The sequence below is a fragment of the Sphingobium sp. Cam5-1 genome (assembly GCF_015693305.1).
Taxonomy (GTDB): domain Bacteria; phylum Pseudomonadota; class Alphaproteobacteria; order Sphingomonadales; family Sphingomonadaceae; genus Sphingobium.
Genome location: NZ_CP065139.1, coordinates 464,342 through 490,326, shown reverse-complemented (window position 1 = coordinate 490,326; position 25,985 = coordinate 464,342). Strand labels below are relative to the sequence as shown.

Annotated in this window: 25 protein-coding genes and 1 pseudogene; 6 read left to right on the top strand and 20 right to left on the bottom strand. The window is 63.6% G+C overall.

Going from position 1 to position 25,985, the window contains the following annotated elements; translation table 11 throughout:
- Positions 1 to 4 precede the first annotated feature (4 nt).
- Complete coding sequence (locus tag IZV00_RS16245) at positions 5 to 457, bottom strand: peptidylprolyl isomerase (RefSeq protein WP_196227429.1); 453 nt, start codon at positions 455 to 457, stop codon at positions 5 to 7.
- A 157-nt stretch (positions 458 to 614) separates the two neighbouring features.
- Between IZV00_RS16245 and mgtE the strand changes: the two genes are divergently transcribed.
- Entirely contained in the window at positions 615 to 2,048 is a 1,434-nt protein-coding gene (gene mgtE, locus IZV00_RS16240) for a magnesium transporter (protein WP_196227428.1), read from the top strand.
- Positions 2,049 to 2,088: 40 nt separating this feature from the next.
- A complete protein-coding gene (locus IZV00_RS16235) occupies positions 2,089 to 2,487 on the top strand; it encodes a DUF1489 family protein (protein WP_196227427.1) in 399 nt (132 codons plus the stop codon).
- 131 nt (positions 2,488 to 2,618) lie between these two features.
- Here IZV00_RS16235 and rpoN read toward each other — a convergent pair whose 3' ends face one another.
- Both rpoN and lptB read right to left on the bottom strand, forming a co-directional pair.
- A complete protein-coding gene (gene rpoN, locus IZV00_RS16230) occupies positions 2,619 to 4,127 on the bottom strand; it encodes an RNA polymerase factor sigma-54 (protein WP_196227426.1) in 1,509 nt (502 codons plus the stop codon).
- Positions 4,128 to 4,178: 51 nt separating this feature from the next.
- Positions 4,179 to 4,964, bottom strand: coding sequence for an LPS export ABC transporter ATP-binding protein (lptB, locus tag IZV00_RS16225; RefSeq protein WP_196227425.1), 786 nt, complete (start codon positions 4,962 to 4,964; stop codon positions 4,179 to 4,181).
- Between the two features lie 239 nt (positions 4,965 to 5,203).
- Here lptB and cofH point away from each other — a divergent pair, with 239 nt between their 5' ends.
- From cofH to IZV00_RS16205, 4 genes are all read left to right on the top strand, one after another.
- Positions 5,204 to 7,483 (top strand): 5-amino-6-(D-ribitylamino)uracil--L-tyrosine 4-hydroxyphenyl transferase CofH, encoded by a 2,280-nt coding sequence (gene cofH, locus IZV00_RS16220; RefSeq protein ID WP_196227424.1) that lies wholly within the window; start codon positions 5,204 to 5,206, stop codon positions 7,481 to 7,483.
- Positions 7,483 to 8,355, top strand: a complete 873-nt coding sequence (locus tag IZV00_RS16215; RefSeq protein ID WP_196227423.1) for an HpcH/HpaI aldolase/citrate lyase family protein — start codon at positions 7,483 to 7,485, stop codon at positions 8,353 to 8,355. The genes cofH and IZV00_RS16215 overlap by 1 nt, the downstream gene beginning before the upstream one ends.
- A gap of 51 nt (positions 8,356 to 8,406) precedes the next feature.
- Positions 8,407 to 9,519: a helix-turn-helix transcriptional regulator gene (locus tag IZV00_RS16210; protein ID WP_196227422.1), complete on the top strand. Its 1,113-nt coding sequence runs from the start codon at positions 8,407 to 8,409 to the stop codon at positions 9,517 to 9,519.
- Positions 9,520 to 9,672: 153 nt separating this feature from the next.
- Positions 9,673 to 10,914, top strand: coding sequence for a CaiB/BaiF CoA transferase family protein (locus tag IZV00_RS16205; protein WP_196227421.1), 1,242 nt, complete (start codon positions 9,673 to 9,675; stop codon positions 10,912 to 10,914).
- 42 nt (positions 10,915 to 10,956) lie between these two features.
- Here IZV00_RS16205 and IZV00_RS16200 read toward each other — a convergent pair whose 3' ends face one another.
- The 17 genes and pseudogenes from IZV00_RS16200 to IZV00_RS16120 form a co-directional block, all read right to left on the bottom strand.
- A complete protein-coding gene (locus IZV00_RS16200; protein WP_196226996.1) occupies positions 10,957 to 12,129 on the bottom strand; it encodes an acyl-CoA dehydrogenase family protein in 1,173 nt (390 codons plus the stop codon).
- Positions 12,130 to 12,132: 3 nt separating this feature from the next.
- Positions 12,133 to 13,335: an acetyl-CoA C-acyltransferase gene (locus IZV00_RS16195; protein WP_196226997.1), complete on the bottom strand. Its 1,203-nt coding sequence runs from the start codon at positions 13,333 to 13,335 to the stop codon at positions 12,133 to 12,135.
- Positions 13,336 to 13,352: 17 nt separating this feature from the next.
- Positions 13,353 to 13,793, bottom strand: a complete 441-nt coding sequence (locus tag IZV00_RS16190) for a nuclear transport factor 2 family protein (RefSeq protein WP_230463419.1) — start codon at positions 13,791 to 13,793, stop codon at positions 13,353 to 13,355.
- 6 nt (positions 13,794 to 13,799) lie between these two features.
- The gene (locus IZV00_RS16185) at positions 13,800 to 14,264 is read right to left on the bottom strand and encodes a MaoC family dehydratase (RefSeq protein WP_196226998.1); all 465 of its coding nucleotides are present in this window, start codon (positions 14,262 to 14,264) and stop codon (positions 13,800 to 13,802) included.
- 2 nt (positions 14,265 to 14,266) lie between these two features.
- Positions 14,267 to 15,013, bottom strand: a complete 747-nt coding sequence (locus IZV00_RS16180) for an SDR family oxidoreductase (protein ID WP_196227420.1) — start codon at positions 15,011 to 15,013, stop codon at positions 14,267 to 14,269.
- Positions 15,014 to 15,053: 40 nt separating this feature from the next.
- The gene (locus tag IZV00_RS16175; RefSeq protein ID WP_196227000.1) at positions 15,054 to 16,130 is read right to left on the bottom strand and encodes an acyl-CoA dehydrogenase family protein; all 1,077 of its coding nucleotides are present in this window, start codon (positions 16,128 to 16,130) and stop codon (positions 15,054 to 15,056) included.
- Positions 16,130 to 17,035, bottom strand: a complete 906-nt coding sequence (locus IZV00_RS16170; RefSeq protein WP_196227001.1) for an SDR family oxidoreductase — start codon at positions 17,033 to 17,035, stop codon at positions 16,130 to 16,132. Before IZV00_RS16170 ends, IZV00_RS16175 begins: the two co-directional genes overlap by 1 nt.
- Before the next feature lie 29 nt (positions 17,036 to 17,064).
- The gene (locus IZV00_RS16165; protein ID WP_196227002.1) at positions 17,065 to 17,508 is read right to left on the bottom strand and encodes a nuclear transport factor 2 family protein; all 444 of its coding nucleotides are present in this window, start codon (positions 17,506 to 17,508) and stop codon (positions 17,065 to 17,067) included.
- The gene (locus tag IZV00_RS16160; RefSeq protein WP_196227003.1) at positions 17,505 to 18,155 is read right to left on the bottom strand and encodes a gamma carbonic anhydrase family protein; all 651 of its coding nucleotides are present in this window, start codon (positions 18,153 to 18,155) and stop codon (positions 17,505 to 17,507) included. Before IZV00_RS16160 ends, IZV00_RS16165 begins: the two co-directional genes overlap by 4 nt.
- A 19-nt stretch (positions 18,156 to 18,174) precedes the next feature.
- Positions 18,175 to 19,325 (bottom strand): annotated as a pseudogene (locus tag IZV00_RS16155) (acetyl-CoA C-acetyltransferase).
- On the bottom strand, positions 19,318 to 20,349 hold the full coding sequence (locus tag IZV00_RS16150) for an acyl-CoA dehydrogenase family protein (RefSeq protein ID WP_196227004.1): 1,032 nt from the start codon (positions 20,347 to 20,349) through the stop codon (positions 19,318 to 19,320). Before IZV00_RS16150 ends, IZV00_RS16155 begins: the two are co-directional and overlap by 8 nt.
- A gap of 12 nt (positions 20,350 to 20,361) precedes the next feature.
- Complete coding sequence (locus tag IZV00_RS16145) at positions 20,362 to 21,516, bottom strand: acyl-CoA dehydrogenase (RefSeq protein WP_196227005.1); 1,155 nt, start codon at positions 21,514 to 21,516, stop codon at positions 20,362 to 20,364.
- A complete protein-coding gene (locus IZV00_RS16140) occupies positions 21,516 to 22,265 on the bottom strand; it encodes an enoyl-CoA hydratase family protein (RefSeq protein WP_196227006.1) in 750 nt (249 codons plus the stop codon). Before IZV00_RS16140 ends, IZV00_RS16145 begins: the two co-directional genes overlap by 1 nt.
- A gap of 16 nt (positions 22,266 to 22,281) precedes the next feature.
- Entirely contained in the window at positions 22,282 to 23,373 is a 1,092-nt protein-coding gene (locus tag IZV00_RS16135; RefSeq protein WP_230463420.1) for an NAD(P)H-dependent flavin oxidoreductase, read from the bottom strand.
- On the bottom strand, positions 23,370 to 24,272 hold the full coding sequence (locus tag IZV00_RS16130; protein ID WP_196227007.1) for an enoyl-CoA hydratase: 903 nt from the start codon (positions 24,270 to 24,272) through the stop codon (positions 23,370 to 23,372). The genes IZV00_RS16135 and IZV00_RS16130 overlap by 4 nt, the downstream gene beginning before the upstream one ends.
- A 1-nt stretch (position 24,273) precedes the next feature.
- Complete coding sequence (locus IZV00_RS16125) at positions 24,274 to 25,071, bottom strand: CoA-transferase subunit beta (protein WP_196227008.1); 798 nt, start codon at positions 25,069 to 25,071, stop codon at positions 24,274 to 24,276.
- A gap of 11 nt (positions 25,072 to 25,082) precedes the next feature.
- A complete protein-coding gene (locus IZV00_RS16120) occupies positions 25,083 to 25,982 on the bottom strand; it encodes a CoA transferase subunit A (protein WP_196227009.1) in 900 nt (299 codons plus the stop codon).
- Positions 25,983 to 25,985 lie beyond the last annotated feature (3 nt).

Genomic DNA, 25,985 nt, shown 5'->3' with positions numbered 1-25,985 from the left:
CTGATCAGGAAACGGCAGCTTTCAGGATCTTGCCCGGGGTGCGGGGCGGTTCGCCCTTGGGCAGGGCGTCGACATGTTCCATGCCGGAGGTGACTTCGCCCCAGACGGTGTACTGGCCGTCGAGGAAGGTCGCGTCGTCGAAGCAGATGAAGAACTGGCTGTTCGCGCTGTTCGGGTTCGATGAGCGGGCCATGGAGCAAACGCCACGGACGTGGGGTTCGCGGCTGAATTCAGCCTTGATATCGGGGAGCTTCGATCCGCCCATGCCAGTGCCGGTCGGGTCGCCGCCCTGTGCCATGAAGCCGGGGATGACGCGGTGGAAGACGACGCCGTCGTAAAAGCCTTCCTTCGCCAGCTGAGAGATGCGTTCGACATGACCGGGTGCCAGATCGGGGCGCAGCTTGATCACGACGTCGCCGCCGCTGTCGAGGGTAAGGGTGAGCGTTTCTTCGGCCATGGAAATCTCCTCTTGAGGGGGAGTGGGGAAATGTTGGTCCATATAGAGCGTTAGGACCGGGATGGAAGCGTCTCAATCAATCTTTGGGGCATTGCTTTTAATTCATTCATGAGCAAAAGCAGCCAAATGTTACAGGAACCGGACAGTAGGGGACGCGATGAGCGAGCGAGCCGATATGGCCGAACCCCGGCCGGACGACCTGCCTGTTGACGACAGGATCGTTGAACAGCCCGAATCCCGTCATGACGAGGATGACCGGCTGAAGCCTGCATTTGTTTCCGCCGTGCTGGACGCGGTGGAAGATGAGGACCGCGATCGCGCGCGCGAACTGGTTTCGCCGTTGCATCCGGCCGACATTGCCGACCTTTTGGAACTCACCCCGTCCGACCGGCGCGGGGAAGTGGCGGCCGCGCTGGGCGATCTGGTCGGCGCGGAAGTGCTGTCCGAGCTTAACGATTATGTGCGCGACGACCTGCTCGACGCGCTGGAGCCGCAGCAGGTCGCGGACTTTGCCGCTGAACTCGACACCGACGATGCCGTCGCGATCATCGAGGATATGGAGGAGGCCGATCAGCAGGCCGTCCTTGATGCGATGGAGCCGGAGGACCGCGCGGCAATCGAAAGCGCGCTGGCTTACCCAGAGGAGTCCGCCGGGCGATTGATGCAGCGCGATCTGGTCGCGGTGCCCGAACATATGACGGTCGGCCAGGTGATCGACTATCTGCGCGACAATCGCGACCTGACCACCGATTTCTGGGAAATCTTCGTGGTGGACGAGGCGCACAAGCCTATCGGCACCTGCCAGTTGAGCTGGATACTCACCTGCCCGCGATCTATCGCGATGGCCGACGTTATGAAGCGTGAGCAGACGCTGATCCCTGTCGATATGGATCAGGAAGAAGTGGCGCTGCGCTTCCAGAAATATGCGCTGATTTCCGCCGCCGTGGTGGACGCGAGCGGGCGGCTGGTCGGCATGATCACGGTCGATGACATCGTCCACATCATCTCCGAGGAAGCGGGCGAGGATATCCTGCGCCTGTCCGGTGCGGGCGAGGGCGACATCAACCAGCCGATATTGGAGACGGTGCGCACGCGCCTGTCCTGGTTGGTGGTAAATCTGGGCACGGCGGTGCTGGCGGCGTCTGTGGTGGGCCTGTTTCAGGCCACCATTTCAAAATATGTGGTGCTGGCCGTGCTGATGCCGATCGTGTCGGGCATGGGAGGCAATGCGGGGACGCAGACTATGGCGGTGGCGGTGCGCGCGCTGGCGACGAACCAGCTGACCAGTTCGAACACGATACGGCAGATCGCGCGGGAGTTCCGGATTGCGAGCGCCAATGGGACGGCGCTGGGGATATTGATCGGGGTCGCGGTGGGGCTGATCTACGGCAATTACGATCTTGGGCTGGTGATTGCGATGGCGATGCTGATCAACAATCTGGTCGCGGGACTGGCGGGCATATTGGTGCCGGTTACGCTGGACCGGTTCAACGTCGATCCGGCGGTGTCTTCGGCGGTGTTCGTGACGACGATGACCGATGTAATGGGCTTCTTTTCCTTCCTTGGGCTGGCGACGATCTGGGGTTTGTGACGGGGCTTGACCGTTCGCGTTCAGCGCCCATCTTCTGCTGATGCCGCTTCATCTCACCAAGATCGCCTTTGGCAGTGAAAGTCCTGCGACGCTGCGTGCGTGGCTGGAAAGTCATGGCGAAGAGGCGCGGTTGACCACGCGCTATTTGCCCAAGCGGGTGGCGGAGATGGAGGGCGGGTCGCTTTACTGGATACATCAGCATAGGCTGGTGGGGCGCAGTCCGCTGATCGGGTTTCAGGAGACGGGGCAGGGGCGGTTCTGGATCAGGCTGGAGCCCCGACTGATCGCGGTGCGGGGTGCGCCGAAGCGGGCGCATCAGGGATGGCGCTATCTGGAGGGGAAGGACGCGCCGCCTGATCTGGGATCGGGCGAGGTGGATGATCTGGACGCTATGCCGCCCGCGATGCTGGGGGAGTTGGCGCGGTTGGGGTTGGTTTGATTTTCGTGGAAATAACGTCCGTTCGCCCTGAGCCTGTCGAAGGGCCCTACTTCCCTTTCTACCCGTGCCTTAAGAAGTGAAGGGCTTCGACAGGCTCAGCCCGAACGGAGGTGAGGTTATCCCTTCGAGTGTTAAGCCGCTTTGCCTTGGAGCGCTTTTTGGCGGCGCCTTTGCACCGAGGAGCCTATTCCCAAGGACTCGCGATATTTCGCGACGGTGCGGCGGGCGAGGTCCATGCCTTTGGCGCGGAGCAGATCGACCAGAGTGTCGTCTGACAGGATCGCGTCGGGCGCTTCGGCGGCGATCAGGGCCTTGATGTGGCTTTTTACTGCTTCGGCCGACACGGCGCCGTCGCCACCGGCCGCCGAGACGCCGCTGGTGAAGAAATATTTGAGTTCATAGACGCCGCGCGGGCAGGACAGATATTTGTTCGATGTCACGCGGCTGACGGTGGATTCGTGCATGCCGATGGCTTCGGCCACCATCTTGAGTGTCAGGGGCTTTAAGTGCGCGACGCCTTTGCGGAAGAAATCTTCCTGGCAGCGGACGATCTCGGTCGCGACCTTGATGATCGTCTTTTGCCGTTGATCGAGCGCCTTTACCAGCCAGTTCGCGCTGGCGAGACAGTCGGCGAGCCACGCCTTTGATGCGCGGTTCTGCGGGCCGGACGCGAGTTCCACATAATAGGAGCGGTTGATGAGCAGGCGGGGGAGGGTCGCGTTGTTGATTTCGATCGACCAGCCATCTCGCGCCGGATTGACGAAAATGTCCGGGGTCACCGGCGCGGCGCGATCGGTGGAATAGCGCAGGCCGGGCTTGGGATCATAGCCGCGCAGTTCGCGGATCATGTCGGCCATATCCTCCTCATCCACGCCGCAGATGCGGCGCAGTTGGGGCAGCGCGCCACGGGCCAGCAGGTCGAGGTTGGCGAGCAATTTCGCCATGCAGGGGTCGTATCGATCAGCCTCTTTGGCCTGAAGCGTCAGGCATTCGGCGAGCGATCGCGCGCCGACGCCTGTGGGATCGAAGCTATGGATCACGCCCAGAACGTGTTCCGCCTGCGCGAGTGGGACGCCCAGCGCATGGGCGGTTTCGAGGAGGTTGGCTTCCAGATAGCCCGCCTCGTCAATCTGGCCGATCAACTGCGTGGCGATGAGCAGGTCCATGCCGTCCAGCGCGCTGCGCGCCTGGTCCATCAGATGTTCCTGAAGGCCCTGTTCGGGGTTGGCGAAGCTGTCGAAGTCGATCGCTTCGCCGCCGCCCTGAAGCATGTCGATGCCGCCTGATCCCACGGCGCTGACGGCGCGATCGGAGGGGCCGTCGTCGATGAAGGTTTCCGCGCCATAATCGACGTCGAGCGGTGCGTCGGATTCGGCGCGGCCCTGGCCGATCAGAGCGTCGATCCCGCCGCTTTCGGGAGCGAGCGACGGGAGGTCGATCTGCGCGTCTATGCCATCAGCGGCGGGAGAGTTGTCGAGGGGGCCGCCCGTCTCCAGCAATGGATTCTTTTCCAGCTCGGCGGCGACGAAGGCGTCGATTTCGAGATTGGAGAGGGTCAGCAGTTTGATCGCCTGCTGAAGCTGCGGCGTCATTACCAGCGACTGGCTTTGCCGCAGGTCGAGACGAGGCCCGAGCGCCATCAGCCGGAGCCCTTGCCGTCATGCTGAAGGGAAGGGCGGGGGTCAGTCATTTCAGAGCGAGAAATTCTCGCCCAGATAGAGGCGGCGGACCTCGGCATTGGCGACGAGTTCAGTGGGGCTGCCGGTGAAGAGTACTTGCCCGCCATAGATGATGCAGGCGCGATCGACGATTTCCAGCGTCTCGCGCACATTATGGTCGGTGATGAGGACGCCGATGCCCCGCGTCTTGAGCTGCTTCACCAGGTCGCGAATGTCGGCGATTGATAGGGGATCGATGCCCGCGAAAGGCTCGTCGAGCAGGACGATGGATGGGTTGGCGGCGAGGGCGCGGGCGATTTCGCAGCGGCGGCGTTCACCGCCGGACAGCGCCATGGCGGACGAGTTGGCGAGCCGGGTGAGGCCGAATTCGTCGAGCAATTGCGCAAGGCGAGCCTCGCGGGCGGACTTGTCGGGCTCCGCCAGTTCCAGCACGGCGCTGATATTCTGGGCGACGGTGAGGCCGCGGAAGATGGACGTTTCCTGCGGTAGATAGCCAAGGCCCAGGATAGCGCGGCGATACATGGGCAGGCCGGTGATGTCCTCACCGTCAAGGATGATGCGGCCATGGTCCGGGCGCACCAGACCCATGACGGAATAGAAGCAGGTCGTTTTGCCCGCGCCGTTCGGGCCGAGCAGGCCGACCACCTCGCCCTTGCCCACCGTCAGCGATACGTCGGTCAGGACGGGGCGCTTGTCATAGCTTTTCGCGATGGAGACGACGGACAGTCCGTCGCTCACTTCCTGCGCGGGCATGTGCGCGCTGGCGCTTTGTCTATCCTGAATCACGACGTCGTCCATTACTCACCCTTGCTGCGACATGGTTAGCGCCAAGTAAAATACTCGCGCGGCCGAGGCAATTGGCAAGCTTTGTGCATGGGATCGCCGCCGGGGCAAGGGGAAAATCGGTGATCTTGGCATCCAGGGCGTCAAAAGCTTGATTTGGTGGGCCGCAAGGGTCAGGGCGGTAAAGCTGAGCCATCTGGTTGAAGGGCCAAGCTATATGCTGCTGTGCAATCGACGCGGATAAGAGGCGAGGAATGAGGGTAGAAGCGCTGATCCGGGAGCCGGTGGAGTCGCTGATCGAACAGGCTGAGGCAATGACCTTGGCCGCATTCGGGGCGACCGTCACCTATTCGCGCAAGGTCTTCATCCCGCTGACGCATCTGTGCCGCGACGTTTGCCATTATTGCACCTTTGCCAAGGCGCCGCGCAATGCGGGGGCGCCCTATCTGTCGATCGAGCAGGTGCTGGAGATTGCCCGCGCGGGCGAGGCGGCGGGATGCCGTGAGGCGCTGTTCACGCTGGGGGACCGGCCAGAGGATCGTTATGAGGTGGCGCGGACTGGGCTGGCGGCGCTGGGTCATGGCACGACGCTCAGCTATCTGCGTGAGGCGGCGGCTGCGGTGCTGGCGGAGACCAGCCTATTGCCGCACCTGAACCCCGGCATCATGGGTGACGATGATCTGGCGATGTTGCGGCCGGTCGCGGCGTCGATGGGGCTGATGCTGGAAAGCACATCCGAGCGGCTGTGCCAAAAGGGCGGCCCCCATCATGGCTCGCCCGACAAGGTTCCGGCGGTGCGGTTGGAGGCGATCGAGGCGGCCGGACGCGCGCGAGTGCCCTTTACCACCGGGCTGCTGATCGGCATTGGCGAGACGCGGATGGAGCGGATCGAGGCGTTACTGGCGATCCGCGATGCTCATGCGCGGCATGGACATATTCAGGAAGTCATCATCCAGAATTTCCGGGCCAAGCCGGGGACGCGGATGGCCGATCATGTCGAGCCGCCGCTGGAAGAGCATCTGTGGACGGTCGCCGCCGCCCGGTTGATCCTGGGGTCGGAGATGACAATTCAGGCGCCGCCCAATCTCCAGCCCGATGGCCTTACGGCGCTGATGCGCGCCGGGGTCAATGACTGGGGCGGGGTGTCTCCGGTGACGCCCGATCATGTGAATCCGGAAGCGCCCTGGCCGCATCTGATGGCGCTTAACGCCGCGACGGCGGCGGCCGGGCGGGTGCTGACCGAAAGGCTGGCGGTAGGGCCGGCCTATGCCAAGGAGCCGGAGCGCTGGCTGGAGCCGGACATCGCGCTGAAGGTCCGCCGGGCGGTGGACGCGAGGGGTCTGCCTATCGTGGAGCGGTGGCGCGCGGGGGCGGGTGAGGCGCCGCCGCTGCTGCCACTTGGCGGACGGACGCTGTCGGCCAAGCGGATTGACACGATATTGGACAAGGCGACGGCGGGTCAAGGGCTGGACGAGAGCGAGATCGTCACGCTGTTCCAGACTACGGGTTCCGATGTGCGACGGGTTATGGATGCCGCCGATGCATTGCGGCGCGAAGCGGTGGGCGACGCGGTCACTTATGTCATCAACCGCAACATCAATTATACGAACATTTGCACCTATAAATGTGGTTTTTGCGCCTTTTCCAAGGGGACGGCGAAGGCGCTGCGGGGGCCTGCCTACCGGCTCGATCTGGACGAAGTGGGACGTCGCGCGGCCGAGGCGCAGGGACGAGGCGCCACCGAAATATGCCTGCAGGGCGGCATCCATCCGGACTATGATGGCCACACCTATCTGTCGATCGTTCGGGCGGTGCGGGACGCTGCACTGGGCATCCATGTCCATGCCTTTTCCCCGCTGGAGATTACGCACGGGGCATCGACGCTGGGCATGGGGCTGGAACCCTATCTGGCGATGTTGAAGGAGGCGGGGCTGTCGACCCTGCCCGGCACGGCGGCCGAAATACTGCATGAGGAAGTGCGGGCGATCATCTGTCCCGACAAGCTGTCGGCGGATGAATGGGTGGCAGTCATGCGCGCCGCGCATCGGGTCGGCCTGAAAAGCACCGCGACCATAATGTTTGGCCATGCCGACGATTATCGCCATTGGGCGCGGCATTTGCGGGTGGTGCGCGATCTTCAGGCGGAGACGGGCGGTTTTACCGAGTTCGTGTCGCTGCCCTTCGTCCATATGGAAGCGCCGATGTGGCGAAAGGGCAATGCACGGTCAGGCCCGAGCTTCCGTGAAGCGATGCTGATGCAGGCGGTGGCGCGGATCGCGCTGCATGGTGCTATCCCGAACATTCAGGCGAGTTGGGTTAAGCTGGGTGAGGAGGGCGTGATTGCTGCACTCGGCGCGGGGGTCAATGATCTGGGAGGCGTGTTGATGGACGAATCGATCACGCGCGCGGCGGGTGGCGCGCATGGGCAATTTTTCGATGTGGAGCGTATGCACCGCACGGCCGAGGCGGCGGGCCGTTTCGCCCGGCAGCGCACGACGCTCTATGGCATGGTCAAGCAGGAGGTGGCCGCCTGATGGATGAAACTGGAACCCCCCGGTCGCGGCGTTTGCGATCATTGCTGTTCGTACCGGGCGATCGGCCCGAGCGGATGCGCAAGGCGTTGGGAAGCGGCGCGGACGCCCTGATCCTCGATCTTGAGGATTCCGTCGCCATTGGTGCCAAGGCGGGGGCGCGGGAAGAGGTGGCGGCGTTCCTGAAGGAGGCTGCGGACAGCGGAGTCATGCTTTTCGTCCGGGTGAATTCGCTCGACGGCGGACTCACGGATGCGGACCTCGACGCGGTGATTGAGGGTCGCCCGGCCGGGATCATGTTGCCCAAGGCAGAAGGCGCGGCATCGATCCGGGATTTGGACGAGCGCCTGCGCCAACGGGGCGATGATCGGGCGCTGATCCTGCCTATCGCTACGGAAACGCCCAAGGCGATCTTCCGATTGGGTGAATATGGCGATGTGCCGGATCGGCTGGCGGGCCTGACCTGGGGCGCGGAGGATTTGCCCGCCGCGATTGGAGCCCTTTCCGCACGGCATGCCGATGGCAGCTATACGCCGCCTTATGAGATAGCCCGTGCACTCACGCTATTTGCCGCCTGCGCGGCTGAAGTGCCGCCGATCGAGACGGTTTATCCGGCGATTCGGGATTTGGACGGTCTCGCGGCCTATGCGCAGCGGGGCGCGCGCGACGGTTTTCTGGGCATGATGGCCGTGCATCCTGATCAGGTTCCCGTGATCAATGCCGCCTTTACGCCGTCGGAAGATGAGATTGCGCGGGCACAGGCGGTAGTCGATGCCTTTGCGGCCAATCCCGGCGCCGGGGTCCTGACACTGGATGGCAAGATGATCGACCGGCCCCATCTAAAAAAAGCGCAGGCGCTACTGGCCCGCTGTTAAGCCCGGCCTGCTCGGCTTGACGGCCCCTCTCCCATATGGGAGAGGGTGGGTATGGGTTCTCTCTGGGCTGATCAGAATGAGCTGTTCCTGCCTCTGGTGGATGGGATTCATGAAAGCCCGCCTTTTGGCGCTTTCATCCGCAATCTGGTGGGGCGCACCTATGCGCGGCGGGCTTTCCTGATCATATCGCTGGCCAATGCCATGCCTGAGCAGGAACCGACCGTCATCCACATCGCCGCCCCACGTGCGTCGCAGGAGCCGCCTTTGGACTTCCGACGTCTGGAAGCCTTGCGCCTGCATCCTTATGGATCGCTGCGTCCGGGGCGTGTCTATGCGCTGGACGAGATGCTGAATTATGATGACGCGGATGAACTGGCGCGGCAGCGCGAGGCGTTGAATGAAATGAACATCCGCTATGGTCGGTGGTTGCGTGTGGCGGCGGGCGGGGTGGCCGATGCACATTTCCTGCTGGTGAGAGAGCGGGAGGATTTTTCTGCATCTGCCGTTGCCGTGCTGTCGAGCATTGCGCCGCATTTCGCCGCGGCGCTGCGGACCCTGGTGGCGTTGATCGAGGCGCGATTGCAGGTTGCCATGGCGCAGGGCGCGCTGTCGCGGTTGGGCGTTGCGCAACTGGCGTTCGATTGGGGCGGTCGGGTGATGGCCGCTGATCCTGCGGCCGAGGCGATGCTGGCCTTCACGATGAAGCCGGGGCCAAGTCCGGAGCGGCGGCTGCAGTTGTTGCCCGACGCTACCCATGCGCTTAACCGGGCATGCGCGGAAATGGCATCGGCACCACCGGGCGCGACGCGGGTGATCCGGATCGACGATAACAGGGATATCGACCTGCTGCTGCGCAAGTCTGACCTGGCGCTGAGCGAACCGTGCGCCTTGCCCGCCGTGATCGGCATCGTGCGTACCGCCCGTCGCGAACCTGCGCAAGCGGCGGCGGGGACTTTGGCGGCGCTGCATGGTTTGTCGGGCAGCGAGGCGGCACTCGCTCACGCGTTGAGTTTGGGCGAGAGCATCGTTGGAGCGGGTGAGCAGCTTAATCTGACCACGGAAACGGCGCGCAATTATTCCAAGCGGATATATGAAAAGACGGGGGCGAAGGGGCAGGCGGATCTGGTGCGGCTGATCCTCACGGGGCTGGCGCCCTTTGCATGATGGTGGGCGATCTGGCCATTTCCGCTGTTTTGAAACTGCAGATTTTTCGTCGTTCGGCTGCAAGTTTCGCGGCCTGTCGTCTGGCGCTTTGACGGAAAAGTGGATAAAGGGCCGCCCAACGCTACGCATATCAATTTGGAGGGGCAGGCGACTATGAGCAATAAGAAGGCAGCCCTCGAAGGCATCCGCGTCATCGACATGACCCGCGTGCTCGCAGGCCCCGTGGGCGCGCAGATATTGGGCGACCTGGGCGCCGACGTGATCAAGGTGGAACGTCCGGGCGTGGGAGATGATGGCCGGGTATATGGTCTTGCCGAGGTCAAGGGCAAAGATGGAATGAATGTCCGCCAAGCGGGTTTTTTCACGGCGGCTAACCGCAACAAGCGGTCGATCACGCTGAATCATAGCAAGCCCGAGGGGCAGGAAATCCTGCGCAAGCTGGTGGAGACGGCCGACGTCCTGATTGAAAATTACAAGGTTGGTGATCTCAAGCGGTTCGGGTTGGATTATGAGAGCCTGAAGACGATCAACCCGCGCCTTATCTATTGTTCGGTTACAGGCTTTGGCCAGACGGGGCCAATGGCTGCGCGGCCGGGCTATGATGGTTTGTTCCAGGCGACGGGCGGGATGATGGCCGTCACCGGCATTCCGGATGGGCAGCCGGGAGCCGGGCCGCTCAAGGCGGGACCGAGCCTCGTTGATTTCATCACTGGCCATAATGTCGCCATTTCCATATTGGCCGCACTCCAGCATCGTAACCAAACTGGTGAAGGGCAGCATATCGATATCGCCCTTCTGGATAGTTCGGTGGCGATGGTCAGCCATATCATGCAGGATTATCTGTTGAGTGGCGTGGTCCCGCCGCGCCTTGGCAATGGCGGCAATGGCGGCGGCCCCGCCGATCTCATCCATACCAAGGATGGCATGCTGTATCTCACCGCTGGTGGTGACGAGCATTGGCGGCGTTTGACGGTGCTGATGGGCCAGCCTGAACTATATCAGGACCCCCGCTTCGATGAGAATTTCAAGCGCGGCAAGTTGAACCGGCTGGAGTTGATGGACATCATCAATGAATGGAGCCGTGGCTTCACTTCGGAAGAGCTTCAGGCTAAGTTTGATGAGGTGAGCATTCCCGCTGCGCGTTACAATGAGCTGCCTGAGGTTTGGGAAGATCCGCAGGTCCAGCATCGCGGCCTTCGTGTGACGACGCCGCATCCCTGGGCGGAGGCCGGTACGGTTGACCTGATCGGAAGTCCGCTGGCCAATATGTCGGAGTCTCCGGCGACGATCCGCCGCGCGCCGCCGCTTCTGGGCGAACATAGCGCCGAGGTTCTGGGTGAGCTTGGCTATGACGAAGCGCGCATCGCCGAACTGCAAGAATCAAAGATCATCTGATCGGGTGGCTCCGGCGGCTCTTATGGTGCCGCCGGATATTCCTCATCCTCTGGGTTCTCTTGGCATAGCTAATCCGCGTTCGGCGATGATGTTGCGCTGGATCTGGTCGGTTCCGGCGTAGATGGTATCGGATCGAGACATGAGGTGCATGGTTGTGAGGGCGCCCATGCGTTCGTCGTTGATGCCTATTTCGCCCTCTTGTCCCATTACCGCCATGGCGAGGTCGCCAAGCGCGACATGCCAGCGGGACCAGTAGAGTTTGTAGGTGTATGCGGCGCCGGTGAGTTCGGGGTTGGCTTCGCCGCCTGAGAGCATGCGCAGGGCGTTGTAGCGCATGATCTTGAGCCCGGCATGGGCGGTGGCGATCTTCTGGCGGGTGAGCGGGTCTTGTGCCTTGCCGTTGGCCTTGGCGATGGCGATGATGTCGTCCAGTTCGTTCCTGAACTGCATCTGCTGGGCGAGGGTGGAGACGCCGCGTTCAAAGCCAAGGAGGGCCATGGCAACCTTCCAGCCTTCGCCTTCTTCGCCGATGCGGTCCATGGCGAGGGCTTGCGCTCCATCGAAGAACACCTCGGCAAATTCGGCCTCGCCGGTCATCTGGCGGATGGGGCGGGGGGTGACCCCGGGCTGGTCCATGGGGACCATGAGGAAGGAGAGGCCCTTGTTGCCGACGCTGCCGGGCTCTGTGCGGGCAACGACGAAGCACCAGTCGGCGATCGTGCCCATCGAGGTCCAGATCTTCTGCCCGTCGATGATGTACGTATCGCCTTCCAGGCGTGCCTTGGTCTTCACATTGGCCAGGTCCGATCCTGCGCCGGGTTCAGAATAGCCCTGGCACCAGATCGCCTTGCCGGTGGCGATGTCGGGGAGGAACCGGGCCTTTTGCTCCTCGGTGCCCATGGCGATCAGCGTCGGCCCGAGCAGTTCGACCCCCAGATGCCCCGCGCGCGGCGGACCCTTGGCTCTGGCATATTCCTCGGCGAAGATGATCTGCTGCGCGATCGAGGCGCCGCGCCCGCCCCATTGCTCAGGCCAGCCAATGACGCTCCAGCGCGCCTCACCCAGGGCTGCTTCCCAGGCGCGGCGCTCCTCGACATTGTCGACCTGGTTGGTCTGGCCGCGAATGGCCTTGAACGGACCGCTAAGCTGTTCGTTGAGCCAGCTCGCGGCCTCTTGCCGAAAGGCTTTCAATTCAGGGGCGAAGGCGAGTTGCATGGATCAGGCGACCTCGAACAGACCGGCAGCACCCATGCCGCCCGCGACGCACATGGAGACGACCACATATTTGACGCCGCGGCGCTTGCCTTCGATGAGGGCATGGCCAACCAGGCGCGATCCGGTCATGGCGAAGGGATGGCCAATGGCGATGCCGCCGCCATTGACGTTCAATTTCTCAGGATCGATGCCGAGCGTGCGCTGGCAATAGATCGCCTGGTTGGCAAAGGCTTCGTTGATTTCCCACAGGCCGATGTCGTCCATCTTGACCCCGGTGCGTTCCAAGAGCTTGGGGATGGCGAACACCGGGCCGATGCCCATTTCGTCAGCGCCGCAGCCTGCAACCTGAAAACCCCGATAGATGCCCAGGATAGGGAGCCCTTCCTTTTGCGCGGTGGCAAGGTCCATGACGACCTGGGCAGACGCGCCGTCGGAGAGCTGGCTGGCGTTACCCGCCGTCACATGCTTGCCTTCCTTGATGACGGTGCCGTTTTTGAACACGGGCTTCAATTCAGAAAGCTTCTCGTAAGTGGTGCCCGCGCGGATGCCCTCGTCCTTGGTCAGGGTCAGCTCTTCCTTGCCGGTCTCATTGCCTTCCTTGTCGAACAGGGCTTTCGTGACCGTGATCGGCACGATTTCATCGTCGAACTTGCCCGCTGCCTGGGCGGCGGCGGCGCGCTGCTGCGACTGGGCGGCAAAGCGGTCCTGGTCCTCGCGGCTGATGCCATAGCGTTCAGCGACGATCTCGGCGGTCTCGATCATCACCATGTACGCGTTGGGATCGCGCGCCTTGATGAACTCGGAGCGGTTGCGGAAGGCGGGATAATGTTTGTCGATGGTGAGCGAGACATTCTCCACGCCACCCGAGACGGCGCAGTCGATCTCGTTGGCGATGATGCCGCGCGCCGCGAACGCCAGCGCGTTCAAGCCCGACGAGCATTTGCGGTCCATCGAAAAGCCGCTGGTGGTGTCGGGGAGGACCGATCCGTGGACGGTGAGGCGCCCGACATTGTAGCTTTGCGTGTTCCACTGGTTGGCAACGCCCAGATAGACGTCGTCGACGCGGGCGGGATCGATCCCGGCGCGGGCGATGGCGGCATCGACCACATGGGAGGACATGAACGGCGCTTCGGTGTCGTTGAACGCGCCGCGATAGGCTTTGCCAACGCCAGTGCGGGCGGTGGAGATGATGGCTGCTTCACGCATTGAACAATATCCTTGGATTAAAAGCCGTGCATGTTGGTGGGGCCCCAATAGGCGCGCATTTCGACGACCTCATTGGCTTCGTTGAAGCGGAAGGTGTCGATGACGTCGATGCGCTTGGCCCCGCCATCGAAGTTCAGGTTCACCGAGAAGGGAAAGACGGCATAGTCGCCCGCGACCCGGACCGGGCCTTCGAGCTTGAGCTTCGCGCCGGTCTTCATGGACTGTGCGTAGAAGGCGCGGATTGCTTCGCGGCCCTTGTGGATGGGGGAGCCGATCGGGTCTTCGACGGTTGCATCAGCGGCATAGAGGGCGGCGACCTGGTCGGCGCTGCCTGCTTCGAACGCTGCGACATAGGCGTTGACGGCGGCTTCCATTTTTACAGGATCGGGCATGGGTCTTGCTCCAGCAGGGGTGGCGAGGAGAGCCAGGACGCAGGCGATGACGGTGCCCCGGCTCATAGTCCTTCAGCTTTCGGGAAAATAGCGGTTGATGGTTTCGACCACGCAGGCGGGCTTGTCTTTTCCTTCGATCTCGACGGTGACGCGGATCACCGCCTGGATGGCGCCGCCCTTTACTTCCTCGGCCGAGACGATTTCACCGGTGCCCCGAATGCGCGATCCGACCACCACCGGATTGAGGAAGCGGGTCTTGTCCATGCCGACGTTCACGCCTGCGGAAAAGCGCCGGACCTCGACGATCTGCGGCATGAACAGGTTGACGAGGGAGAGGGTCAAGTAACCATGGGCGATGGTCGCGCCGAAGGGCCCGTCTTTCGCGCGCACCGGATCGACATGGATCCACTGATGGTCGCCGGTGCAGTCGGCAAAGGCGTCGATGCGCGATTGCTCGATGGTGAGCCACTCCGAGGTGTCGAGCTTGGTGCCTTCCTTGCCCAGAAGATCGTGGGGATTTTCGAAGATGGTCGCCATGTTTACGCTCGCTGGCTGGAGACCGCGACGATTTCGCCGGTCATGTAGGAGGAGAGGTCAGAGGCGAGGAACATCATGACGTTGGCGATTTCCCAGACCTCGGCGGGGCGCTTGAACGCTTCCTTTTCAACCAGCTTGTCCAAGGCTTCCTGGGTCGTCACCTTGGCGAGGAAGGGGTGCATGGCAAGGGATGGCGAGACCGCATTGATGCGCACGCCATGTTCGGCCGCCTCGATCGCGGCGCAGCGGGTGAAGGCCATGACGCCAGCCTTTGCGGCGGCATAATGGGCCTGGCCCTTTTGCGCGCGCCAGCCCAGCACGGAAGCGTTGTTGACCATGACGCCCGACTTGGCGGCGTACATGGCGGGCAGGAAGGCGCGGGTCATGCGGAACAGCGAGGTCAGCGTCACGTCGAACACGCGGGCCCACTGCTCGTCGGTCATATCGACGATATCGGCTTCACCGCCGAGGCCTGCATTGTTGATGAGCACATCGACCCGGCCCAGCGCGGCGAGAGCGGCGTCGCGCAAGCCCTGCACGGCTTCCTCGCTGGTGACGTCGCACACAAATACAGCGGGCCGCTCGACCTTGGCTTCGTCGGCGATGCGGTCGGCCGCTTCATTGAGGCGGCGTTCGTGGAAGTCGCTGATGAGGAGCTTGGCGCCTTCCTCGGCGGCGCGCTTGGCGGCGGAAAAGCCGATGCCGGTGCCGGCCGCCGCGGTGACGACCACGGTCTTGCCCTTGAGCATGCCCAGCGGGGTCGGATAGGGGGAACAGGCGAGGTCGGGGTCATGCGGCGTCCTTCATGATGATCTTTGCGAGCGCTTCGCGATGCTGGTCTGGGGTGCCGAGCCAGCTGGCGCAAGCTCTGGCGCGCTTGAAATAGAGGTGGGCGTGATGTTCCCAGGTGAAACCGATGCCGCCATGGAGCTGGATGGCGTCGCCCGTGACCGAGCAATAGGCGTCCGACACATAAGCGCGCGCGGCATGGGCCGCTTCAGCCAGTTCCTCGCCATTTTCATCGATCGCGGCGGCGGCATAATAGGCGGCCGAGCGCGAGGCTTCGACCAGCAGCATCATGTCGGCGAGCATATGCTTGTACGCCTGGAATGAGCCGATGAGGCGGCCGAACTGGACGCGCTGCTTGGCATAATCGACGGTGGCGTCGAGGCTGTATTGCATGCCGCCGGTCTGTTCAGCGGCGAGCAGCCCTGCGCCGATGGTCAGCGTGCGTTCGATCGCGGCCTTGGCGCTGCCGGGGACGCCCAGGATCAGCTCCGGCGCCACGTCGCAATCGAAGGTGAGGGTGGCAAAGCGGCGAGTGCGGTCGAGCGCGGGCAGCGCCTCGATGACGAGGCCGGGGGTGTCGGCTTCGAGGACGACGAGGCTCTCGTCAGCGGTGGCCACCACGATGAGCTCTGCGACATGGCCGAAGGTCACGAACTGCGCGGTGCCGGTGAGCTTGCCGTTCGACAAGGTCGGGCGGCTTGCGGTCCCTGCAAAACAGGCGCGCGTGCCCGATGCCAAGCGGGGCAGCAATGCTGCCTTCTGTTCCTCGCTGCCTGCGCTCAGCACCGCCTGGACGGCGAGCACGGCGGTTTCGAAGAAGGGGACGGGCGCAAGGACCCGGCCGGTTTCTTCGAGCACCAGCGCCATTTCCACAGCGCCAAGGCCAAGCCCGCCTTGGGCTTCGGGTATCATGAGCCCGGCAAAGCCCATTTCACCAAGGCTTGACCACAGGCTTTCATCAAAGCCCGTGGCGCCTTCGACGGCGGCGCGGATGACGTCGGGGTTGGCGGCGTCGGTCAGGAAGTCGCGGGCCGCTTCCTGGATCGCGCGCTGGTCGTCGCTGAGCGCGAAATCCATCAGGCGGCTCCGTAGACGGGCTTTGCAGGCTCGCGGGTCTCGATGAGCTTGCGTACGATCGCGTCCATTTCGCTTGCCTCCAGGCGCGCGCCCTTGTCGAAGGCCGGGCTGTCGGTCCAGCCTTGCGAGAGGAAGACCTGCCCGCCCTTGAGTTCAAACACCTGGCCGGTGACGCCCTTGGACTGTTCCGAGACCAGATAGGCGACCAGCGGCGCCATGTTTTCCGGCGCGAACAGGTCGAACTCGCCTTCTTTCGCCTCCATGTCGAACGCGCCGGTATTGGTCATGCGGGTACGGGCGTTGGGGGCGAGCGCGTTGGCGGTGATGCCAAGGCGGCCAAGCTCTGCGGCCTGGACGAGGGTGAGCGTCGCGATGCCGCCCTTGGCGGTCGAATAAGCCGACTGGCCGACCGAGCCTTGGAGGCCCGCGCCGCTTGTCGTGTTGATGATGCGCGCATCGACCGGATTGCCCGCCTTGGACTGCGCGCGCCAATATTCGGCGGCATGGCGCGAGGTACAGAAATGGCCGCGCAGATGGACGCGGATGACCGCATCCCATTCTTCCGGGCTACAGGTGAAGAACATGCGGTCGCGCACGAAGCCTGCATTATTGACCACGGCGTGCAGCGCGCCGAAGCTGTCGAGGGCCTGTTCGACCATGCGCTTGCCCGACTCCCATTCAGCGACGTCGTCGGTGTTGGCGACGGCTTCCCCGCCCATCGCCTTGATCTCGTCCACCACCTGTTCGGCTGCGCCCTTGGTCGCGCCTTCTTCGCCATGGGTGCCAACGCCAAGGTCATTGACGACGACCTTGCAGCCTTCTGCGGCGAGGCCCAGCGCATAGGCTTTGCCCAGCCCATTGCCCGCCCCGGTCACGATCGCAACACGTCCTTCGCAGATACCCACTTGCCTTACTCCTCAAAATGCCTTGCGCGTCATGGTGCGACCGGGATCAGCAGATGCTGGCTCACGTCGCCGATAAGATCGAGCAGCGAATAATCCCGCTGCGAAAAATGCCATGCGCCGTCGGTGCGGACGAAGGCGTCATGATAGCGGCCCGCGCAGATCGCCTGGAGCGGCAGGTCCGGGGTCGCCTGGAACACGGTGTAGTAGGAGCGGCAGCTTGCCGTGCCTGCATCCTCGTCCACCTCGACGATGGGATTGGTGATGACATGCTTGGTGCGCGGCGTGCCGCAGGGGTAGAGGCGCACATGGGCCTGCCAGAGCGCGAGCATCGGTGCTGACCCTTCGATCGTCTCGTCCCCGCCAGTCTTGATCCGGGCGCGTTCGAACAGGGCGGCGACGCCTTCAAGATCGCATTCGTCCATCAGTTCGGCATAGCGGTAGAGGAGGTTGGTGATGGCGGTGGCGCTGTTCATGGCTTGGCTTCCCGCTCCGCCGCCTGTTTCTCGCGATGCTGCGCGGTCTCGCCGGTCAGGCGCACGGCCACCGCTTCTGACTGGCTGCGCTGGCCAAGCCGCTCTGCGTTCGCCTCGCGCAGCGGCTGCGCTTCGACCAGCCCAGTCCGCGCGGCGCGGGCGAGCTTTTGATATTCCCCCTCGCCATTGTTGCGCCAGGTGACCTGGTGCGGCTCGAAGGTCTTGACCACCTTGGCCGGGTTGCCGACGACCAGGCTGCGCGGCGGGGTCACCGTGTCGGACTTGACAAGGGCAAGGGCGGCGACGAGATTTTCGTCACCAATGATGGCATTGTCGAGGATCACCGCGTTCATGCCGATCAGGGCATTTTCGCCGATCTCGCAGCCATGGATGATCGACCCATGGGCGATCGTCGCGCCGCGCTTGATCACCGTGTCGCGCAGCTGGTTGGCATGGACGGTGACGCTGTCCTGGATCGAGCTGTCGCCCTCCACCACGATCCGCCCGAAGTCGCCGCGCAGGGAGGCGCCCGGCGCGATGAAGCAGCCTGGCCCCACGATCACGTCGCCGATCAGCGACGCCAGCGGATGGACGTAGCTCGATGGATCGACGACGGGTGTGATCCCCTGATAGGCGTAGCAGGGCATGGGGCCGCGCGCTTTCCCGTTAGAGCCGCTCGATGATGGTGACGTTGGCCTGGCCGCCGCCTTCGCACATGGTCTGGAGGCCATAGCGGCCGCCGGTGCGTTCGAGCGCGCCCAGCAGCGTGGTCATCAGCCGCGCGCCGGTGGCGCCGATCGGATGGCCGAGCGCGATCGCGCCGCCCTGCACATTGACCTTTTCGTGCGGGATGGCGAGTTCCTTCATCCAGGCCATGGTGACGCTGGCGAACGCCTCATTGCATTCGAAAAGGTCGATGTCGGCAATGCTCATGCCCGCCTTCTTGAGCGCATATTGGGTGGCGGGGATGGGGCCGGTCAGCATCCATACCGGATTGGCGGCGCGGACCGAGAGGTGATGGATGCGCGCGCGGGGCGTGAGGCCATGGTCCTTCACCGCCCGCTCACTGGCGATGAGGAGGGCAGCGGCGGCGTCGCAATTCTGGCTGGCGACCCCTGCGGTGATGATGCCGCCTTCATTGACGGGCTTCAAGGACGCCAGGCCCTCCAGCGATGTAGTCGGACGGATGGTTTCGTCGCGGGTGAGGCCTTCGAGGGGGCTACTTCATGATCGAACCAGCCATTGTCCCAGGCGGCCTGCGCGCGCTGGTGGGAGGCGAGGGCGAAGGCTTCCATCGCTTCACGGCTGATGCCCCATTTGTCGGCGATCATCTCGGCCGACCTGATCTGGTTGACCTCTTCCATGCCATAGCGCTCAACCCAGCCCTTCGACCCGTGGAACGGGCTGTCGAAACCATATTGCGCGCCCGCAATCATCGCCGCCATGATCGGGATCTGGTTCATTGCCTGGCTGCCGCCCGCGACGACCAGGTCCTGGGTGCCGCTCATCACGCCTTGGGCTGCGAAATGGACGGCCTGCTGCGAGGAACCGCACTGGCGGTCGACGGTGACGCCGGGGATTTCTTCAGGGAGGCCTGCGACCAGCCATGCGGTGCGGCCGATATCGCCCGCCTGGCCGCCGATCGTCTCGGTGCAGCCCCAGACCACGTCCTCGACACAGGACGGATCGATGCCGGTGCGCTTGACCAGTTCCTTGATCGGGTGCGCGCCAAGGTCGGCCGGGTGAACGGCGGCAAGGCTGCCCTTCTTGCGGCCAACGGGCGTACGGACGGCGTCGATGATATAGGCTTCAGGCATTTTCATGTTCCCGGGCAAAGGTCTGGTCCGGCCCCATGGGCTGGGTGAAGATGCGCGTGGCGATGCGCGCGCGGTGCTGGGCGGGCGTGCCCCATGTTTGCGTCAGCGCAAGGGCGCGCTTCAAGAACAGGTGGACGTCCACCTCCCAGCTATAGCCCATCGCGCCATGCACCTGGATCGAGGCGCGGGCGGCCTTGTCGGCCGCTTCCAGGGCCACGAGCTTGGCATGGCTGACGCGGGCGCGGGCTTGTACGTCACGCGCGCCGATCTCGGCGGCCGCCGCAGCGACCACGGGCTTGGCAAATTCGATGGCGACCTGGGCGGAGGCCAGGTGATGCTTGACCGCCTGATAGCTGCCGATGGGCTTGCCGAACTGCTGGCGTTCCTTGGCATAGTCGACGGCCAAGTCGACCGAGCGCTGGGCGAGGCCCAGGCCAAAGGCGGCGTTGAAGAGGGCCGCGCGGTCGAAGACGAGATTCCAGTCGGCCTTGCCGAGAGCCGTCGCCTTGTCCTTGTTCCACGCGACCGAGAAGAGACGGCGGAAGGGATCGATGCTCGGCTGCGCGGTCAGCGTCACCTGGTCGGGCGTGGCGAGATACGCCTCGCCATCGGCATGCAGGAGGATGCCGCCTGCGCTGTCGGCGTTCGCGACATAGAGGTTGGACGGATGCTGGATGGCGATGGTGGCGCCGGGGTCAGCGAGCAGTGGATGTTCGGGTGCCAACGCGGCGAGCATCGGCGCGGCAACGCCTGCGCTTTCAACCAGCGGTTCGGGCAGCGCGACATAGCCCGCCTCTTGCGCGATCAGGGCAAAGTCGATTTCGGCAAGCCCGATGCCGCCCGCGCTTTCGGGTAGCAGGACGAGCGTGAGGCCGGTCTCGACGATCGAGGCCCAGCGCGCATCGTCGCGTGCGACGCCCGCTTCCATCATACGGCGCCAATGATCGGGCGTGCAGCTGTCGGCAAACAGCGTCCGCGCCGTTTCGGCGAACATCAGCTGTTCGTCGCTGAGGGTGAAATCCATCTGTCTTCTCCCTTAGCGCGGCAGGCCGAGCATGCGCTCGGCAATGATGTTGCGCTGAATCTCGTTCGACCCGGCATAGATCGGCCCGGCGAGTGCGAAGATATAGTCCTCGATCCAGTCGACGGGGTTCGCGTCCGACGCCTCATGGGTGAGTTCGGCTTGCGGACCCAATATGGCGAGCGCGGTTTGCGTCAGGTGAATGTCCAATTCCGACCAGAAGATCTTGTTGGTGGACGCCTCCGGCCCGATCTTGGCGCCTGCCATCAGCCGCGAGGCGGTTTGGTAGATGTTGAGCGCATAGGCGTCGGCATTCATGTGCGCGCGCACGACATCGGCTTCGAGGGCCGGGTCGGCGCTTTCCTTGTTGGCGGTCCACAGCTCGGCCAGTTTCTTCGCTGCTACCTGATAGCGGGCGGGCGAGCGTAGCATGAGGCCGCGTTCAAAGCCTGCGGTCGCCATGCAGATGTGCCAGCCCTGGCCCTCGTCGCCGAGGCGATTGAAGGCGGGGACGCGGACATTTTCGAGGAAGATTTCGGCAAAACCGACATGGCCGTTGATCTTCTTGATCGCGTTCACCGTGACGCCGGGCGCATTCAAGGGGAAGAAGATGAGGCTAAGCCCCTTATGCCGCTCGGAGCCCGGCTCGCGGAACAGGCCGAACGCCCAGTCGGCGAACACCGCGCGGCTCGACCAGATCTTGTGGCCGTTGAGGATATAGTCGTCGCCCTCGCGGACGGCGGTGGCGCGCACGCCGGCAAGGTCGGAACCTGCCATCGGCTCGGACCAGGCCTGCGCCCAGATTTCCTCACCCGACGCCATTTTGGGCAGGAAGCGCTGCTTCTGCTCGTGCGTGCCGAATTCGATCAGCGTCGGCCCAAGCAGAAAGATGCCGTTCTGGTTGACGCGGCCCGGCGCGCCTGCGCGATAATATTCTTCCTCGAAGATCAGCCACTGGATAAGGTCGAGGCCGCGGCCGCCATATTCGCGGGGCCAGGTGACCATGCCCCAATCGCCGGATTTGAGCGTCTTTTCCCATTCCCGGTGCGCCTCGAACCCTTCGCGCGTCGCGTCGAAATGTTCGAGCGGATGCTCAGGCACATGGGCTTCAAGCCAGCTGCGCACTTCGGCGCGGAAGGCCTGCTGCTCTGGAGTATAGTTCAGGTCCATCAGAATTTCGCCGCGCCCTTGTTTTCCACGAAGGCGTCGCGCGCCTTCTGGCTGTCTTCATGCATGTACATTTCGAGGGTGAAGCCCTGTTCGATCCGGTAATGGGCCGAGGGGTCGGTGGGCTCGATGAGGTTCAAGGCCTGCTTGGCGATGACGAGCGCCGCGCGGCTCTTGGATGCGATCACCTCGCAAAAGGCGTAGGCCTCCTCTTTCAGCTTCTCGAGCGGCACGACCTTGTGGATCGAGCCATGGCGATGCGCGTCCTCGACCGGGATGCGGCCGCCGGTGAAGAAATTGGCGCGCACCATCTGGACGGGCAGCATGCGGCTCATGAAGGCAGCGCCGCCCATCGCGCCGCGATCGATCTCGGGCAGCGAGAAATAGGCGCCTTCCGCTGCAATCAGCGCGTCGCAGGCGCCCGCGATATTGACGCCGCCGCCGATGACGAAGCCGTGGAGCGCGCCGACCACGGGGATCGCGCATTCGCGGATCGCCTTGAAGGTGAGGTAATTATCCTTGTTGAGCTTTGCGATGCGCTCAGGGTGGGCGGCCATTTCCTTGATGTCGACGCCGCCGCAGAAACCACGGCCTTCGGCGCGGATCAGGATGACCTTCACATCCTCGTTCGCCGCTGCTTCGTACACCATGGCCGGGATCGATTCCCAGCCCTTGGTGTCAAAGGCGTTGACCGGCGGGTGGTCGAACAGGATTTCGGCGATGGCGCCGTTGATGCTGAGCGTGATCGGCATGGGTCTTCCTTCTTTCTCAGGCGGCGCTGGCGGTTTGCTGGCCCATCGCGGCAAGCGCGGCCAGGCGCTCGTGCGCTTCGGCGACGATACGATCGACAAGCTCCTGGCAGGTCGGGATTTCGCCGATCCGCCCGCCAACCACGCCGGTCGCCATCACGCCTTGTTCGATGTCGCCTTCGACCACTGCCTTCTGGATCAGCATCGGCATGGTTGCGGCCATCATCGCCTGTTTCAAGGGCATGGCGCCATGGGCGGTCATGCCGCGGGCGGACTTGATGAAGTCCATCCAGCTGGCGCCGGTCTGCTTCTTCATCGCCATGCCTGCTTCGATCGCGCGCAGCCACATGGCGAGCGGGCCGGACTTTTCGATCCGGTCCATGAGGCGGGTGCGGACCATCCGCTGGGGGATGCCGTCAAGCTTGGTGGTGACGACGATGCCGTCGGTCGTGGCTTTCAGATAAGCCGCCTTGGTCGTGTCGGGCACCGGGCTTTCTTTCGTCAGCAGGAAGCGGGTGCCCATGGCGATGCCGACCGCGCCATAAGCGAGGGCAGCTGCAAGGCCGCGCCCGTCGGCAAAGCCGCCGCTCGCGATCACCGGCACCTTGACGGCATCGAGTACCTGGGGAAGCAGCACGGTGGTGGGGACAGAGCCGGTATGGCCGCCGCCTTCGCCGCCCTGGACATTGACCATGTCGACGCCCAATTCGACCATCTTCTGCGCATGCTTGACCGCGCCGACGGTGGGGACGCAGAGGATCCCTGCATCCTTGAAGCGGCCGATCATCTTGGCATTGGGACCACGGCCGAAGCTGACAGCGCGCACCTGATCCTTGTTGGCAAGGATCAGCTCGACGATTTGGTCAGCGCCGGGCTGGAAGCTGTGGAAATTGACGCCAAAGGGCCGGTCGGTGCCCTGGCGCACGGCGAGGATCTTTTCGCGCGCTTCGTCCGGCGTCATGACCGCTGCGCCCAGAAAACCGAAGGCGCCTGCGTTGCTCGACCCGATGACGAGGCTGGGTTCCGCGACCCAGCCCATCGCGGTCTGGATGATCGGCCAGCGGCACCCCAACCGCTCGACAAGGATGGTGTGCAACGGATCGCCCATCATTCGCTCGCCTGTTTCTTATTGGCCTCTGCCATCTTCTTGGCGTCCAGCCCTGCGATCGAGCTGCCTTGCACAAGATCATTCTGGGCGTGGGCGAAATGGTGCATATGATATTGCGCCTCCATCGCGTTGCGCTTGCCCATCAGCTCCTCGACATGGTTGATCGCCTGCTTGGTGAGCCAGTTGCCAAGGCGCGGTTGCGCCACGAGCTTGGCCGCCATCGTCGCGACGGTTTCGCGCAACGCCTCGCGGGGCACGATCTTGTTGACCATGCCGAAGCTTTCGGCCCGCTGCGCGCTCATCCGCTCGCCCAAGAGCAGGAATTCCTTGGCGACGCGCGGAGGGAGTTCATAGGCGTGGGCGAAATATTCAACGCCAGGGATGCCCATGCGGTTGACCGGGTCCTGGAAGAAGGCGTCGTCGGTCGCGACGATCAAATCGCACACCCAGGCGAGCATGAGCCCGCCCGCGACACAGGCCCCCTGCACCATGGCGATGGTGGGCTTTGGCGCATCGCGCCAGCGCCGGCACATGCCGACATATTGCTCCTTCTCGCGGGTGTAGAGCAATTCTGCGGCAGGCTTGTTGACATGGCCCGGCACCATGAGGCGATTTTCGAAATGCTTGTGCACGTCGCGGCCGGGCGTACCGATGTCATGGCCCGCCGAGAAATGCTTGCCGTTGCCGCCCAGCACGATCGCGCGCACATCGTCATCGTTCACCGCGCGCACGAACGCGTCATCAAGCGCATAGGTCATCTGGCCGTTCTGGGCATTGTTGAAGCCCGGACGGTTCATCATGATCCACGCGACATGATCGATCACCTCATAGGTGACCGGCTCATCCGTTTCGTAAACAATGTCGACCTGCTGCGGTTCGACCAGGCGGTCGGTCTCGTTCATCTCAGGCTGCCCTTCTGTCTCCGGCCGGGTTGTCCTTGAACACGGTCGCCCGGACATTGTTGGGATCGATCCTGGCGATCAGCTCCAGCTGCTCTGCCGTCGGCGCAGGCGTCACCGGAATTTCGCCATCGACCTTTGCCAGCGGGAAGCCGGTATTGTCCTGCACTTCCTCGAAGGTGACGCCCGGATGCAGCGAGATCACGCGGATCTGGTGATCGGGGCCGCCAAAGTCCATCACGCAAAGATTGGTGATGATGCGGCGCAGGTCCAGGCCCTTAGGCGGCTGCCCATTGCGGTAACGCGCCGGGTTGTAGCCTGCCATGCAGACGAAATCGACTTCGCCTTCCACGAACGCGCGCTTGTTGTGGCTTGCAAAGAAGAAGCTGTTTGGATGGCTGATCGAGTTGCCCGGAAAACCGCGCGCGCCGAGCATCGCCGCCTTGGGCTTCTTGTGGTCGCCGATCACCGAGATGTTCGCCTGGCCGAAGCGGTCGATCTGCACCGGGCCGACCAGCGCATGGCGGCGGCCGCTCCACAGGGCGGAGAAGACGCGGTCATAATTGGCGATGCCTTCAAACTCAGGCTCGGCGGTGCGCTTGCCAGGGCCGACGGGCTCGCTGGTGTACCAGCATTCGCCATCGGTGGTCTGGATCGCGGGCGCGAAGGAAAGCTTGGCAAGGCCTGCGCCGATGCGGGGGAGGGGGCCGATGCCGGTCGCCATCACCTCGCCATTGTCGCGCCAGACTTCGGCGCAGGCGGCGATGACGAGTTCGGCGAGCGAATAGCTGTTCTGGGTCATGTCGGTCTCGCTCAGTAAATGGGGACGGGGAGCTGCTTGACGGCGTCCGCGCCGCCGATCGCTGCCTGATAGTCGGCTTCGGACACGTCGATATATTTCGCCTTATACTCGGCCCAGGCTTCGGGTGAGGCGGCGCTTTCGACATAGGTCTTGATGTGCTTGAGATCGAGCTGATAGTCCGGGTCAGCGCTTGAGGGGTGCGCGCCCAAGGGCGCTTCTGCAACGCCGGTGATCATCGCGCGCTCGACGAGGTTGTAGCGGCTGTTGGCCTTCATATCGAGCTGTGCCGTCGGCACGATCTTCTCGACCGTCACATAGCTTTTCTTCGCCGCGCGCACGAGCAGTTCGTCGAACAGCGCGTCCTTGCTCAGCGTCAGCAGGTTGCCGCGCTCGTCGGAACGGTGGGCGTGGATGAGCGCGATGTCGGGCACCAGCGCGGGCATGGCGACGAATTCCTCGCCATCTTCATAGGGGCTTTTGACAAATTTGAAGTCGAAGCCCGATTGCGTGATGATGTCGGTGCCGATGCCGACGCGGGTGGGGAGGAAGGGCAGCTTCATCGCGCCGGCGCGCAGGCCCCAATGATACATGCCCTCGTCAAGCTCCAGCACCTCGAAGCTGCCTGCCTGGCGGGCGTTGCGAAAATGCGGTTCGAGCGGATAATGGTCAAGGCTGGCAAAGGCGAAGACCAGCTTTTTGATCTTGCCGGTGGCGGCGAGCAGGCCGATGTCCATGCCGCCATAGCCCGCCATGACGGTCAGGTCCTTGAGGCTTGACCGGGCGATGGCGCGAATGAGCGCCATGGGCTTGCGGCGCGTTGCCCATCCGCCGATGCCGATGGTCATCCCGTCGGAAATCTGGTCGACGATGTCGTCGACGCTCATGCGCTTGTCGAGCATTATGTCAGTCATCCT

Excerpts from the sequence above, each read along its gene's own strand:
- IZV00_RS16195 (WP_196226997.1), bottom strand. The coding sequence starts at position 13,335 with ATGCGTGAAGCAGCCATCATCTCCACCGCCCGCACTGGCGTTGGCAAA.
- cofH (WP_196227424.1), top strand. The coding sequence starts at position 5,204 with ATGAGGGTAGAAGCGCTGATCCGGGAGCCGGTGGAGTCGCTGATCGAA.
- IZV00_RS16120 (WP_196227009.1), bottom strand. The coding sequence starts at position 25,982 with ATGACTGACATAATGCTCGACAAGCGCATGAGCGTCGACGACATCGTC.
- IZV00_RS16205 (WP_196227421.1), top strand. The coding sequence starts at position 9,673 with ATGAGCAATAAGAAGGCAGCCCTCGAAGGCATCCGCGTCATCGACATG.
- IZV00_RS16150 (WP_196227004.1), bottom strand. The coding sequence starts at position 20,349 with ATGGATTTCACCCTCAGCGACGAACAGCTGATGTTCGCCGAAACGGCG.
- IZV00_RS16235 (WP_196227427.1), top strand. The coding sequence starts at position 2,089 with ATGCCGCTTCATCTCACCAAGATCGCCTTTGGCAGTGAAAGTCCTGCG.
- mgtE (WP_196227428.1), top strand. The coding sequence starts at position 615 with ATGAGCGAGCGAGCCGATATGGCCGAACCCCGGCCGGACGACCTGCCT.
- IZV00_RS16145 (WP_196227005.1), bottom strand. The coding sequence starts at position 21,516 with ATGGACCTGAACTATACTCCAGAGCAGCAGGCCTTCCGCGCCGAAGTG.
- IZV00_RS16160 (WP_196227003.1), bottom strand. The coding sequence starts at position 18,155 with ATGCCCTGCTACGCCTATCAGGGGATCACACCCGTCGTCGATCCATCG.
- IZV00_RS16185 (WP_196226998.1), bottom strand. The coding sequence starts at position 14,264 with ATGGCGACCATCTTCGAAAATCCCCACGATCTTCTGGGCAAGGAAGGC.
- IZV00_RS16245 (WP_196227429.1), bottom strand. The coding sequence starts at position 457 with ATGGCCGAAGAAACGCTCACCCTTACCCTCGACAGCGGCGGCGACGTC.
- IZV00_RS16190 (WP_230463419.1), bottom strand. The coding sequence starts at position 13,793 with ATGAGCCGGGGCACCGTCATCGCCTGCGTCCTGGCTCTCCTCGCCACC.
- rpoN (WP_196227426.1), bottom strand. The coding sequence starts at position 4,127 with ATGGCGCTCGGGCCTCGTCTCGACCTGCGGCAAAGCCAGTCGCTGGTA.
- IZV00_RS16175 (WP_196227000.1), bottom strand. The coding sequence starts at position 16,130 with ATGGATTTCGCGCTCAGCGACGACCAGCGCGCGATCCAGGAAGCGGCC.
- IZV00_RS16130 (WP_196227007.1), bottom strand. The coding sequence starts at position 24,272 with ATGAACGAGACCGACCGCCTGGTCGAACCGCAGCAGGTCGACATTGTT.
- IZV00_RS16135 (WP_230463420.1), bottom strand. The coding sequence starts at position 23,373 with ATGATGGGCGATCCGTTGCACACCATCCTTGTCGAGCGGTTGGGGTGC.
- lptB (WP_196227425.1), bottom strand. The coding sequence starts at position 4,964 with ATGGACGACGTCGTGATTCAGGATAGACAAAGCGCCAGCGCGCACATG.
- IZV00_RS16180 (WP_196227420.1), bottom strand. The coding sequence starts at position 15,013 with ATGCTCAAGGGCAAGACCGTGGTCGTCACCGCGGCGGCCGGCACCGGC.
- IZV00_RS16210 (WP_196227422.1), top strand. The coding sequence starts at position 8,407 with ATGGGTTCTCTCTGGGCTGATCAGAATGAGCTGTTCCTGCCTCTGGTG.
- IZV00_RS16200 (WP_196226996.1), bottom strand. The coding sequence starts at position 12,129 with ATGCAACTCGCCTTCGCCCCTGAATTGAAAGCCTTTCGGCAAGAGGCC.
- IZV00_RS16165 (WP_196227002.1), bottom strand. The coding sequence starts at position 17,508 with ATGAACAGCGCCACCGCCATCACCAACCTCCTCTACCGCTATGCCGAA.
- IZV00_RS16125 (WP_196227008.1), bottom strand. The coding sequence starts at position 25,071 with ATGACCCAGAACAGCTATTCGCTCGCCGAACTCGTCATCGCCGCCTGC.
- IZV00_RS16215 (WP_196227423.1), top strand. The coding sequence starts at position 7,483 with ATGGATGAAACTGGAACCCCCCGGTCGCGGCGTTTGCGATCATTGCTG.
- IZV00_RS16140 (WP_196227006.1), bottom strand. The coding sequence starts at position 22,265 with ATGCCGATCACGCTCAGCATCAACGGCGCCATCGCCGAAATCCTGTTC.